At 40.3% G+C, this 13,052-nt stretch carries 10 protein-coding genes; 7 read left to right on the plus strand and 3 right to left on the minus strand.

Features of this window, described 5'->3' with window-relative positions; genetic code table 11:
- Positions 1-125: 125 nt before the first annotated feature.
- Complete coding sequence (locus GD597_RS06845; protein WP_171607083.1) at positions 126-3,392, plus strand: S41 family peptidase; 3,267 nt, start codon at positions 126-128, stop codon at positions 3,390-3,392.
- Positions 3,393-3,538: 146 nt separating this feature from the next.
- On the opposite strand, the gene GD597_RS06850 is transcribed toward GD597_RS06845, so the two are convergent.
- Complete coding sequence (locus GD597_RS06850) at positions 3,539-4,375, minus strand: 1,4-dihydroxy-6-naphthoate synthase (RefSeq protein WP_171607084.1); 837 nt, start codon at positions 4,373-4,375, stop codon at positions 3,539-3,541.
- 11 nt (positions 4,376-4,386) lie between these two features.
- Positions 4,387-5,064, minus strand: coding sequence for a futalosine hydrolase (mqnB, locus tag GD597_RS06855; RefSeq protein WP_171607085.1), 678 nt, complete (start codon positions 5,062-5,064; stop codon positions 4,387-4,389).
- A gap of 152 nt (positions 5,065-5,216) precedes the next feature.
- On the opposite strand from mqnB, the gene GD597_RS06860 reads away from it, so the two are divergent.
- From GD597_RS06860 to GD597_RS06885, 6 genes are all read left to right on the plus strand, one after another.
- Complete coding sequence (locus GD597_RS06860) at positions 5,217-5,627, plus strand: 6-pyruvoyl trahydropterin synthase family protein (RefSeq protein ID WP_171607086.1); 411 nt, start codon at positions 5,217-5,219, stop codon at positions 5,625-5,627.
- Between the two features lie 185 nt (positions 5,628-5,812).
- Positions 5,813-6,229, plus strand: coding sequence for a 6-pyruvoyl trahydropterin synthase family protein (locus GD597_RS06865; RefSeq protein WP_171607087.1), 417 nt, complete (start codon positions 5,813-5,815; stop codon positions 6,227-6,229).
- A gap of 60 nt (positions 6,230-6,289) precedes the next feature.
- Complete coding sequence (gene folE, locus GD597_RS06870) at positions 6,290-6,886, plus strand: GTP cyclohydrolase I FolE (protein WP_171607088.1); 597 nt, start codon at positions 6,290-6,292, stop codon at positions 6,884-6,886.
- 274 nt (positions 6,887-7,160) lie between these two features.
- Entirely contained in the window at positions 7,161-8,054 is an 894-nt protein-coding gene (gene fabD, locus GD597_RS06875; RefSeq protein WP_171607089.1) for an ACP S-malonyltransferase, read from the plus strand.
- A gap of 308 nt (positions 8,055-8,362) precedes the next feature.
- Complete coding sequence (locus GD597_RS06880) at positions 8,363-11,053, plus strand: reprolysin-like metallopeptidase (protein WP_171607090.1); 2,691 nt, start codon at positions 8,363-8,365, stop codon at positions 11,051-11,053.
- Positions 11,054-11,270: 217 nt separating this feature from the next.
- On the plus strand, positions 11,271-11,606 hold the full coding sequence (locus GD597_RS06885) for a cupin domain-containing protein (RefSeq protein ID WP_171607091.1): 336 nt from the start codon (positions 11,271-11,273) through the stop codon (positions 11,604-11,606).
- A gap of 107 nt (positions 11,607-11,713) precedes the next feature.
- On the opposite strand, the gene GD597_RS06890 is transcribed toward GD597_RS06885, so the two are convergent.
- Complete coding sequence (locus tag GD597_RS06890; RefSeq protein ID WP_171607092.1) at positions 11,714-13,027, minus strand: cryptochrome/photolyase family protein; 1,314 nt, start codon at positions 13,025-13,027, stop codon at positions 11,714-11,716.
- Between the last annotated feature and the right edge of the window lie 25 nt (positions 13,028-13,052).

Below are 13,052 nucleotides of genomic sequence, written 5' to 3' on the forward strand. Positions count from 1 at the left end.
GGCCAATACTGAAATGCTTTCTTATCAGGGATATTCACCATTCTTACTTTTAGCCACCAATATTTACACCTGTCATTTATTATCTTTCCAAAACAATTCACCCCCACTGATAAAATTTAACCTGTATGAAAAAGATGATGATGCTGTATGGTATGGCATGCTGCCTGTTGTTTTTAAAAGCAAGCGCACAAATTGATGCCGGACTATTTCATTACCCCGATGTATCGCAAACACAAATTGTTTTTACTTATGCCAATGATATTTGGGTGGTACCCAAAGCCGGCGGTATGGCGGCTAAATTGAGTTCACCTACCGGCGTGGAAGTGTTACCCAAATTTTCACCCGATGGACAACAAATAGCATTTGGAGCCGTATATGATGGCAACCGTGATATTTATGTAATGCCGGTTAATGGAGGCATACCTGCAAGAATTACTGAACATGGTTATCCTGAGCGTATTGTTGACTGGACAAATGATGGCAAAAGCATTTTGTTTGCATCACGAAGGGAGAGTGGTAAGGCCAGGTTTAACCAGTTTTTTATGGTGCCGGCCAATGGTGGAGCAGAAACAAAATTGCCATTGGCTTATGCTGAATATGGCAGTTATTCGCCCGATGGTAAACAAATGGCGGTGGTTATATTATCTCAGGCTACCAGTAACTGGAAGCGTTACCGCGGTGGGATGAATGGAGATATACGCCTATACAATTTTGATAAACAAGTACAGGAAAACATTAGTGCCACCAGCGATGCCGATGATGAATTTCCCATGTGGCATGGCAACTACATTTATTTTTTAAGCGACCGCGGCCCCGAAGTAAGAATGAATTTGTGGCGCTATGATATTGCTAAAAAAAGCTTTGAACAATTAACCAGATTTACAGATTATGATGTGCATTTTCCATCACAGGGGCCAGATGATATTGTATTTGAAGGCGGTGGTAAACTCTATATTTTTTCATTTGCCAGTCAGCAAGCGAAAGAAGTAAAAGTTACTGTTGTAACGGATGAGGCTTTATTAAAGCCCAAAACCATTGCAGTAAATGATTATGTGCAACACGCTTCCATAAGTGCGGATGGAAAAAGGGTGTTGGTAGAAGCAAGGGGAGATATTTTTTCGGTGCCTGCGGAAAACGGGTTTGTTAAAAACCTTACCATGACTCAGGGCGTAGCTGAACGATTTCCTTCCTGGTCCCCTGATGGAAAAACAATTGCTTATTGGAGCGATAAATCTGGTGAATATGAACTTTGGGTAATGGAAGCCGGTAAAGAGACCAGTGCCCGCAAACTTACAGATTATGGGGCCGGTTACCGCTATGCATTATCCTGGTCGCCGGATAACAAGAAGCTGGCATTTATTGATAAGGCTGGTAAAATTAAAGTGTATGATATGGCCACCGGCATTACTGCTGATGTGGATCAGGGATTGTTTTTTTCTCATGGTAATATGGAGAATTTTAGTTTCAGCTGGTCGGCAGACAGCCGCTGGCTGGCTTATAGCCGCGATTTGGAAAACCAACATTTTGCCGCTTTTATTTACGATACAAAGGATAAAAAAGCCCGTCAGGTAACCAGCGGTTTTTATAGTTGCAGCAATCCCGTATTTGATACGGAGGGGAAATATTTGTTTGTGCTTACCTCGCAAACCTTTCAGCCTTATTATAGTGACGCAGATAATACATTTATTTATGCCAATAGTAGTCAGTTAGCGGCTATAGGATTACAAAAAACTACTCCCTCTTTATTATTCCCCAAAAATGATACGGTAGCAGTTACCGCAGAAGAAAGGCCAGTAGTAAAGGAAGAGACTAAAAAGAAAACGGATAAGCCAGTTGCCGAAGAAAAGAAAGCAGATTCAAATGCAGTAGGTATTGATTTTGAAGGGATGGAGCATAGAATGGAACTACTACCTGTTACACCCGGCAACCTGGGTGTATTAAATGTGATTGCAGGTAAGGCGGTGTACATACGCTACCCCAATACAGGTGCACCAGAAGGGCCTGCCACCATTAAAATGTATGATATAGAAAAACGGGAAGAAAAAACCATGCTGGAAGCTGATTACTATATGTTGAGTGCTAATAGAGAGAAAATGCTGGTGGCTAAATCAGGAGCATGGGCGGTAATATCGCCCGGCGAAGGCGCCAAATTTGATAAGCCTTTACGCCTTAACGAAATGCAGATGACCGTTGATCCCATGCTGGAATGGAAACAGATTTTTACCGATGCCTGGCGTATTGAAAGAGACTATTTCTACGATGCCAATATGCATGGCGTAAACTGGCAGCAAACCAAAGTAAAGTATATGAAAATGCTGGAAGGCGCTGCCACCAGAGAAGATGTTGATTTTATTATTGGAGAAATGATTGGGGAATTAAACTCCTCCCATACCTATCACTACGGTGGCGACTTTGAGAAAATAAAATTTGAGCAAACCGGTTATATTGGTATTGATTGGGAACCGGCAGGTGAATATTATAAAGTGAAAAAAATAATTCATGGCGCCGAATGGGATGCCGAGGTAAGATCGCCATTAGACTTGCCAGGTATTACCATCAAAGAAGGGGATTATATTTTGGCCGTAAATGGTATACCCATTACCACCAATAAAGAGCCCTTTGCTGCATTTCAGGGGCTGGCCAATAAAACGGTGGAGCTCACTTATAACTCAACCACTACTTTTGAAGGTGCTAAAAAAGCAATCATAAAAACCATGGCAGATGAATACCGGTTGCGCAACCTGGCCTGGATTGAAGCCATGCGCAAAAGGGTAGAAGTAGCTACCAATGGCGAGGTAGGCTATATTTATGTGCCAAGCACAGGGCTTGATGGACAGAACGAGCTTATGCGCCAGTTTAATGCCCAATGGAATAAAAAAGCACTGATTATTGATGAACGTTTTAATGATGGCGGCCAAATTCCCGATCGGTTTGTAGAAATGCTAAACCGTACTCCGCTTTCCTTTGTAGCCACCCGTGATGGTAAACCATGGCAATTGCCAGCTTATGCCAACTTTGGCCCTAAAGTAATGTTGATAAATGGCTGGAGCGGTAGTGGTGGCGATGCCTTCCCCGATTATTTTAAAAAGAAAAACCTGGGGCCATTAATTGGTACTCGCACCTGGGGAGGATTAATTGGCATCAGCGGTTATCCTGATATGGTAGATGGCGGCGGCATTACAGCTCCCTCATTCCGAATTTATAATCCGGATGGTACGCAGTTTAGAGAAGGCTATGGTGTTGACCCCGATATAGAAGTGCCCGAAGATTTAGGAGCGATGGCAAAAGGTATTGATCCTCAGCTAGAAAGAGCAATCACCGAAATAAAAAATTTACTTAAAACCAAGGGCTTTACGGCACCGCCGGTGCCACCGGTTGAAAAGAGAAATTAACAAAAAGGCTGGTTTATTACCAGCCTTTTTTTATGTTTTTGGGTAATTGTTTTATGTGCCCGGCTTGGGAGAAGTTACATCAACTTTACTTGCGTCGCACTCTTGTACAGTATAACATTTTGCAACTTCTATTAAAAGTGGATTGGTTAGTCAACAAAAATAGTAGAGGTGTCCATATTTGTTGCAGGGTAAAGCTGCTGGTATACACCTAATAAAGTTGAAACCGCTTTTTTGCCTGCATCACCCAATGCAACTGAGTAATTATTTACATATAGGTTAATATGTTGTTTCATCACGGCTACGCTCATTTCCTGTGCATGTTTCTGTACGTATGGTGCCAGTTCTTCGTGGTTGTTGGCAAAAGCATATTCCACACTCTGTTTAATCAGGGCATCCAACTCTTTCATTACGTTTTGTGGCAAATGTTTGCCTGCAACAATACCTCCCAGCGGAATGGCTGCGCCGGTGGTTTGTTCCCAATATTCGCCCAGGTCAATTATTTTATACAAGCCTTTATCTGCATAGGTAAACCTGTTTTCATGTATAATAACACCTGCATCAACTTCACCTGTTAAAACGGCGCTTTCAATTTCATGAAACACTTTAAAATGCTTATTCGTAGCATTAGGAAAAGCCAAGGAGAACAACATATGCGCCGTGGTGTTTACACCAGGTACTGCAATTGTTTTATGGTTTATTTCTTCAGGTGGTATGGCTGTTTTGGCAATTAATAAGGGGCCCACACCCTTGCCTAAAGCGCCGCCACTATGTAAAACTTTGTACTTGTCTAGTACCAGCGGCAGTACCCCATAACTAATTTTTGAAACATCCAGTTTGCCCTCAATAGCCCATTGGTTAAGTGTTTGCACATCTTCCAGTACAACATCAAAACTATAGTCACCGGTATCAATTTTACCGTTAACAAGTGCGTCAAAAATAAAAGTATCATTCGGACATGGAGAAAACCCCAGCGTAAGTTTCATAAATAGTTCAATTAATCAGGGCAGAATGTGGTTAACAAACATTCCAAATACAATAAAATGGTTTCGTTCAGGTTGGTAAGGGCTTCTTTCATTTGCCAGTTGGCCTTATTACGTTCCCCAACATAATTGCTGATGGCCCTTATCTGTATAAAAGGAATATTCATTTCGGTACATACAAAATGAAGGGCAGCACCTTCCATGCTTTCTATATGGGGGCCATATTTTTCTTTTAGGTGTACAATTCTTTGCTGGCTGGTGGATATTTCATTTACGGTTAAACCGGTAACCGCATCCATGCCAAGCAGGTTAAATTGCTTTAGTTGTAGGTTGGGTAAGCTGCAGTTTATAAACGGTGAATCATTTGGTTGCTGTAGTTGCATATCAAACAAATCCTTCCAGCCACCATTTTCTTCTACACCGGTATCGCCCAGTATTTCATTGGCTACCACTACTACTTTGCCTAGTGGCATATCATTTTTAAAACTGCCGGCAATGCCTGTTTGAATCACCAAGTCAGGTTTTTCCTGATATAGGCAAGTCATTAATTTTACCGCATAGGGTAGCATGCCCACACCACCTGCATGAAAAATCACCTGTAAAGGCTTATTTGTTTTTGCCAAAACAGTATTGATGATTTCGCTGGATTGCAGCCACTCACCCTTTGTTGCAGCGGATATGATTACTTTCATGCAATTGCAAATTTCGGTGATATTTAATAAATAAAAATCTATTTATGTTTTATCCCCCATATTTAGGTAGGCACAACAATTCTGTATGCATCGCTTTGCTAAGCCATTTATTTTTCAATTATTACCTTTGCCAAAATTGATTGAAGTATAAAATGGTTTACCTAACACGTTTAGAGCATTTTAATGCCGCACATAAATTATACAACCCCGGTTGGAGTAAGGAGCAGAATGATATGGTGTTTGGGGTTTGTGCCAATGAAAACTGGCATGGCCACAATTATGACCTTTATGTAACCATTAAAGGCGAACCTAACCCAGATACCGGCTTTTTAATGGATGTGAAAAAGCTGAAAATACTGATTAAAGAACAGGTAATTAATAAGGTAGATCATAAAAACCTTAACCTGGATGTAGATTTTATGCAGGGTAAAATGTGCAGTACCGAAAACCTTGCCATGGGTATTTGGCAGCAGCTGCAACCACATTTACCACCCCAGGTTAGCCTGCATTGTATTAAACTGTACGAAACAGCCCGCATTTATGTTGAATATTTTGGCGATTAAAACATTTTGCTTCCCGCTATGTTATAATGGCCAATACCTTACTTGCTGCATGTAATTACTACAGTACAAGAGTGCGACGCAAGTAAAGCATCGTATTGGTATAAAGCCGGGTACAAAAATTATACAATTAGGTTGGTGAAAAATTAGCACCTGTATATGAGCGTGCCTGCTTAATTTTAATGAGTATGAATAATAAAGTTGCCGTTTACCGGAAAGAACATTTTAATGCAGCACACCGGCTTTTTAATGCCACATGGAGCGATGCTACCAATGCAGCTGTGTTTGGTAAATGCAGTAATCCCAATTACCATGGTCATAATTACGAACTAATTGTAAAACTGGTGGGCGAGCCCGATGCCAATACCGGCTACGTTATGGACCTGAAAATACTAAGTGATATTATCCGCGAAACCGTTTTGGATAAATTTGATCATAAAAACCTAAACCTGGATACCGAGGCATTTAAACACCTGAACCCAACTGCTGAAAACATTGCTATTGTAATTTATAACCTGTTGCGTCCAAAAATAAAACCTGAATTGGAATTACAGGTACGTTTATACGAAACCGAACGCAACTTTGTAGAGTATCCGGTGTTATAATCCGGATTTGCAAAAAGGAATATTTATTTTATTGTATAGAAACATACACAAACAAATACCATGGCGTATAAAAAAACAGAAAATTACGATGCAGATACTACCGCATTGCTAATGAATAACTATAAGCAGGTAATTGGCGCATTGGGCGAAGACCCTGAAAGGGAAGGACTGATTAAAACACCTGAACGTGTAGCCAGGGCCATGCAGTTTCTTACGCAGGGCTATCAGCAAGATGCAGTGGCTATTTTAAACTCGGCCAAATTTCACGAATCGGTTAGTGAAATGGTAATAGTAAAAGATATAGAATTATACAGCATGTGCGAGCACCACATGTTACCTTTCATTGGCAAGGCGCATATTGCCTATATACCTAATGGATGGATTACAGGTCTTAGCAAACTGGCCCGTGTGGTAGATGTTTACTCACGCCGTATGCAGGTGCAGGAACGTTTAACCGTGCAAATTATGGATGCCATACGCGAAAGCCTTAACCCGCTTGGTGTTGCGGTTGTTATTGAAGCCAAACATTTATGTATGATGATGCGTGGGGTTCAAAAACAAAACTCATCTACCACCACTTCTGCTTTTTATGGCGAGTTTGAAAAAGATAAAACCCGTAGCGAGTTTTTAAAATTAATCAGTACACATTTAGGCTAATTATTTTTTGCGAGCCAGGCTGTTGGTAGCACTGGCATCGCCGCTTGCGTCGCACACTTGTGCTTTCTGAACCTGAATAGGCTTTTAAACAACTGCCCATATATATTCTGGAGTACAAGAGTGCGACGCAAGTAAAGCCTCATTTTTATGGCAAAGCCCGGCCAATAAAATACTTTTTCCCCCTTCTTTTACTGCTTATTGCCAACCAAAAAAATGGATGTTTGCTGTTATAATGGCCAAACACCCTTATTTTTGGCGCCAAAAATTAACTATTATGAGCAAACATGCATGTGTATTTCCTGGTCAGGGTTCACAGTTTAGGGGAATGGGAAAAGCTTTGTATGATTCAAATGAAATAGCCAAAGATTTGTTTGAAAAAGCAAATGATATTCTTGGCTTTCGTATTAGCGATATTAAATTTAATGGCACCGATGAGGAACTAAAACAAACCAATGTTACGCAGCCTGCCATTTTTATACACTCCGTTATTGCCTACCAAACATTACACGATGATAATACTGATATGGTAGCCGGCCATTCTTTGGGCGAGTTTTCGGCCCTGGTAGCCAACAAAGTGCTAAGCTTTGAAGATGGTTTAAAATTGGTAAGTATACGTGCCAATGCCATGCAAAAAGCCTGTTTATTACAACCCTCTACCATGGCAGCTATTTTAAATTTGGCCGATGAAACTGTAGAGGAAATTTGTGCAGCCATACAAAACGAAACCGGAGAAATTGTAGTGCCTGCCAATTATAATTGCCCCGGACAAATAGTAATAAGTGGTTCAATAAAAGGCATTGAAATTGCCTGCGAAAGAATGAAAGCTGCCGGTGCCAAAAGAGCATTGGTTTTACCGGTTAGTGGTGCCTTTCACAGTCCTTTAATGGCGCCGGCAAGGGAAGAATTAGCCGCTGCCATAGAAGCTACAAGCTTTAGCACACCCAGCTGCCCTGTTTACCAAAATGTGGTAGCCACGGCTGTTACAGATGCCGCAGCAATTAAGCAAAACCTGATAGCACAGCTAACCGGCGCCGTAAAGTGGACGCAATGTGTACAGGCGATGATTTCCGATGGCGCCAGAATATTTACCGAGGTAGGTCCGGGTAAAGTATTGCAGGGCTTGATTCAAAAAATTGATAAAACGGTTGCTACCGGACATATTCACTAAGTACTTATTGGAAATTGTTTTTAAAAATCCGCAGCAATGCGGTTTTTTTGTGTGGGCTGCCATTTAATGGTGAAACACATAAAAATTGCCTTAAATTTTTGGTAGCTGGCAAAAATGAAACCTGCCATAAAGTAGGAATATTTATGCTTGGGAATTGGTATTTTTATAACAAATGCTTGAAAATCATTGAATTTATCCATCAATAGGCCTTATCATTTCAAATTTATATTGATTTGAAAATAATACATTTGGCTTTACTGTTATTTGTAACCTAAACAGGTTGCTATTTCTATTTAAAAACCAGTTACATGAAAAAAGTATTACTCACCACAGGCGTATGCCTGGGATTAATGGTTTCCGCTATAGCGCAAAACACCAGCGCAGTTTGGAAACAAAGCAGTGAAGCAGCCCTTAGCCAGAAAAGCAGGTTGGCTTTTGATAAGCATTTTAAGCCGGCAGCTTATAAATTATTTCAGTTAAATGAAAATAGTTTACAGTCAGACTTAAATGCGGCTCCTTCAGAAAAAGCGTTGCCGATTAGTGCATCCGGAAAAATTATAACTGTGCCTGCACCGGATGGTAGCCTGCAACAGTTTCGGTTTGTTGAATCGTCTGTAATGGCTCCAAAGCTGGCCAGCAAATACAGCAATATAAAAAGTTATATTGGTCAAAATGTTGCCAATGCAGCGGCTACAATTCGTTTCGACTTTTCTCCTTATGGTTTTCATGCCATGGTTATGCAACCGGGTAAACCAACCTATTATATTAATCCGCTGGATAAAGAAAACAGAGTGTATGTTGTAAATGCACGTAATACAGCAGATAATTCAAAAGGGTTTGATTGTACTTTAGACGAAAAAGCATTTACCAATATTGCACCGGAACTGTTAAGCATAGCATCTGGTTTAACCGGAAATGCCGATCAGGGCAAACTGCGTGTGTACGATTTGGCTTTATGTGTAAATGCTGAGTTTTCTCAGGTATTTCTGGATGGCAGCGAACCAGATTCTGCCACAAAGGTAAATAAGGTAATGGCTGTATTGGTAACTTGTATTACACGTGCCAATGCTGTTTATGAAAGAGATTTTGGTGTTAGATTATCTTATGTTGCCAATCAGGATACCCTGGTATTTTTAAATGCCATTACAGATCCCTGGCCTACAAAGCCACCATTGTTGGGCTCTAGCTGGAACTCAAAAACACAGCAAACTATTGATGCCCGTATTGGCGCTGGTAATTATGATATTGGTCACCTGTTAGGCAAGGTGCCTACATTCGCTGATAACAACGGTAATGCAGGTTGTATTGGTTGTGTTTGTACCAATGGCTCTAAGGGAAGTGGATTTACCGCCTACTATGATCCTACATTAATTGATTATATGGTAATTGATTATTGGACACATGAAATGGGCCACCAGTTTGGCGCGAACCATACCTTTACTTATAGCAATGAAAATTCAGGTGCTAACGTAGAGCCAGGAAGTGGTTCAACCATTATGGGTTATGCAGGTATTACCGGTTCTACTGATGTTCAGCCTCACTCAGATGATTTGTTTCATGCTGTAAATATTGCTCAGGTATCTAATTATACTGAGACTGGTAATGGTAATACATGTGCCGTTACTACAATAACCGGCAATACTGCCCCAACAGCTAATGCCGGATTGGATTATACCATTCCTGCCTCAACACCATTCCTGTTAACAGGTAGCGGTAGCGATGTGGATGCTGGTGATGCACTTACCTATATATGGGAGCAAACAGACATTTTTGAGAAAACTACTTCTAATAAATTTCCATTAGCTACTTCTACTACCGGTCCTCTTTTCAGGGTGTATAATGATAGTACTTTGCCTGTAAGGGCATTCCCTGCTTTGTCTACTATTTTAGCGGGACAAACAGGTACTACATGGGAGGTATTACCAGGCGTAGCAAGAGATATGAATTTCCGTTTTACCGTTAGAGACAACCATGCCGGTGCCGGAAATAATATGAGTGATGACATGAAAGTTACAGTTGCAGCAACTGCTGGGCCATTTGTAGTTACTCAACCCAATACAGCAGTAAACTGGAATGGTGGTTCACAACAAACTATTACATGGGATGTAGCTTCTACCAATCTGGCACCTATTAATTGTACCAATGTAAAAATAAGTCTGTCTACTGATGGTGGTTTAACCTTCCCAACGGTATTGTCTGCAAGCACAGCCAACGATGGAACTGAATTAGTAACCCTGCCAAATATCAGCAGCAGCACCTGCCGTATTAAAGTAGAAGCAGTTGGTAATATTTTCTTTGATATTTCCAATACCAATTTTACTATTACCTCAGTTGTGTCAAGTTGCCCGGGCACTTTTGATACCAATAATAACAATACACTGGGATCTGCAGTGGCAATACCATTAAATACCGATGTTAAGGGCACTATTAGTACAAGTACAGATAAGGATTTCTATTCCTTTACCATTACTAATGGTGGCACTATTACGGTAACATTGGGTACTTTGCCGGCAAATTATAACCTGTCATTATACAACAGCGCAAAAACCATCGTGGCAAGTTCTAATAATACCGGTACCAATAGCGAAACCATCAATTTTACAACAGTGCCTGGCGTTTATTACTTAAGGGTATTAGGTAAAGGTGGTGCTACTGATGCTGCTAATTGTTATACACTTAAAGTAGCTACAGGTACAGCTTCAAAACAGGCTGGTATTGCTGCTGTTACAAATGCTGAACAAGCAGTTGCTTCAGTACAGTATAACGTTAAAATGTATCCTAACCCGGTTGATAATGTGTTAAACATTAGTTTGCCATCCTATTCAGCCAACAGCGAAGTAAGATTATTTGATGCCTACGGTAAATTGGTAGCTGCTAAAAAAGTTACTCAAAACCTTGTGCAGATGAATGTTAACCGTTTATTTGCAGGCGTTTATTTTGTAAAAGTGGTAGATGCCAATGGCGCCGCTGTTTACAACGCCAGTTTCATTAAAAAATAGACTCATTATTCTCATTTTCAGAAAGCTACCTCAAAAGGGTAGCTTTCTTTTTTTGCGTAGGCCAGTCTTGATACCAGCAGTGGAATATATGGCTTCGCCGCTTGCGTCGCAATCCTTTCATCTTCCTGTTTTCATGGCAGCATATTAAAACTAATTGCGCATTAAAAAGTAGTTTTTACCAATATGGACAACTTGTATATTTCTGTATCTTTAAATTATGACAAACGAATATTTTAAATTGTTAGCTGATATACCTGCCAAGGAAATATTTCCCGGTTTTTTGGGCCGTATGATACATACCCAGCAACTTACTATCGCTTATTGGGATGTTACTGCAGGCAGCGAAGTGCCATTGCACCACCATATACACGAACAAATGGCTACTGTTTTGGAAGGCGAGTTTGAATTGGAAGTAAATGGTATTAGTCAGATAATGTTACCTGGAATGGTAGCGGTAATACCTTCAAGTATTCCACACAGGGGAGTGGCCATTACCAATTGTAAATTAATGGATGTTTTTACTCCGGTAAGAGAGGATTACAAAAACCGTTGACAACTATAGGGGGTTTAATAATTGCTGTTGCTGCTGCAATATATTCTGTTGTACAAGTGTGCGACGCAAGTAAAGATGCCATATAAACTGTGGCATGGCTACAAAATTTATTGCTTTTTTAAAACGCTGCTATACACTTCTATTGCCCGCTTACGTGCAAGTTCGTGGTTTACAATTGGCTTCGGGTAATTAAACGAGTTTAATTCGGGTACCCATTTGTTGATATAGATTAGTTGTTTGTCAAATTTCTCCGTTTGCAAGGTTGGGTTAAATACCCTGAAATAGGGTGCTGCATCGCAACCGCTGCCTGCAGCCCACTGCCAACCGCCATTGTTGGCAGCAAAATCAAAATCGAGTAATTTTTTGGCAAAATAGGCTTCGCCCCACCGCCAGTCTATTAGCAAATGCTTGGTTAAAAAAGAGGCGGTTATCATCCGAACCCTGTTGTGCATAAATCCGGTAGTGTTTAATTCCCTCATGCCTGCATCTACAATGGGGTAGCCGGTTTTTCCTTCGCACCAGTGTTGAAATAACACTTCCTCATTTCTCCATGGAATTAAATCGTATTCTGCCCTAAAAGCCTTGCCATGCGCTATATGAGGAAAATGCCAAAGAATCATATGGTAAAAATCACGCCATATCAGTTCGTTTAAAAAAGTTTCACTTAAAATAATACTTTCTCTTGCCAATGCCCTGATGCTGATAGTGCCAAAACGTAAGTGTATACCCAGTTTAGAAGTGCCGTTTTTAAGTGCAGGAAAATCTCTTTGTAAAGCGTATTGTTTAATAATAGTTGTATCGGTTTCTTTTGTTGGGAAAGGGATATTTGTTTTGCTAAATCCTATCTGCTCCAATGAGGGAATCGCTTTTGGCGTTTGCTTAAAAAAAGCATGCAAAAGTGTTTCACTTTTAAAATGGTAAAAAGTGTTTTCTTTCAGACATGCTTTCCATTTTTTACTGTAAGGCGTAAATACAGTATAGGGTTTCCCATCATCTTTTAATACCTCGTTTTTTTCAAAAATAACCTGGTCTTTATAGGTATACATAGTAGCACCCTTCTTTTCCAGTAATGCACCAACCGCTGCATCGCGGTTTTGTGCATAGGGTTCATAGTCATGATTGGTAAAAAGGTGTTTGATAATGTATTTTTCCAGCAGGTTTTCAATAACTGCAATTGGTTTTCCGTAATAAACTTCCAGACTGGCACCTGCAGCTATTAGTTGTTGTTGCAGGTTTTGCACACTTGCATGTATAAAATTTACCCTGGCATCCGTTTTGTCATCCAGATCATCAAGGATATTGGTATCAAAAATAAAAATGGGTACTACTGGTATTCCGCTATTGAGGGCATGAAATAAGGCGGTATTGTCAGTTAACCGTAAATCTCTTCTAAACCAAAAAATATTTACTTCTGCCTTCATGTTTTATATTGTTTTCTTCTAATCC

It is taken from the genome of Limnovirga soli, from assembly GCF_013106755.1.
GTDB lineage: Bacteria > Bacteroidota > Bacteroidia > Chitinophagales > Chitinophagaceae > Limnovirga > Limnovirga soli.

Excerpts from the sequence above, each read along its gene's own strand:
- GD597_RS06845 (WP_171607083.1), top strand. The coding sequence starts at position 126 with ATGAAAAAGATGATGATGCTGTATGGTATGGCATGCTGCCTGTTGTTT.
- GD597_RS06850 (WP_171607084.1), bottom strand. The coding sequence starts at position 4,375 with ATGAAACTTACGCTGGGGTTTTCTCCATGTCCGAATGATACTTTTATT.
- mqnB (WP_171607085.1), bottom strand. The coding sequence starts at position 5,064 with ATGAAAGTAATCATATCCGCTGCAACAAAGGGTGAGTGGCTGCAATCC.
- GD597_RS06860 (WP_171607086.1), top strand. The coding sequence starts at position 5,217 with ATGGTTTACCTAACACGTTTAGAGCATTTTAATGCCGCACATAAATTA.
- GD597_RS06865 (WP_171607087.1), top strand. The coding sequence starts at position 5,813 with ATGAATAATAAAGTTGCCGTTTACCGGAAAGAACATTTTAATGCAGCA.
- folE (WP_171607088.1), top strand. The coding sequence starts at position 6,290 with ATGGCGTATAAAAAAACAGAAAATTACGATGCAGATACTACCGCATTG.
- fabD (WP_171607089.1), top strand. The coding sequence starts at position 7,161 with ATGAGCAAACATGCATGTGTATTTCCTGGTCAGGGTTCACAGTTTAGG.
- GD597_RS06880 (WP_171607090.1), top strand. The coding sequence starts at position 8,363 with ATGAAAAAAGTATTACTCACCACAGGCGTATGCCTGGGATTAATGGTT.
- GD597_RS06885 (WP_171607091.1), top strand. The coding sequence starts at position 11,271 with ATGACAAACGAATATTTTAAATTGTTAGCTGATATACCTGCCAAGGAA.
- GD597_RS06890 (WP_171607092.1), bottom strand. The coding sequence starts at position 13,027 with ATGAAGGCAGAAGTAAATATTTTTTGGTTTAGAAGAGATTTACGGTTA.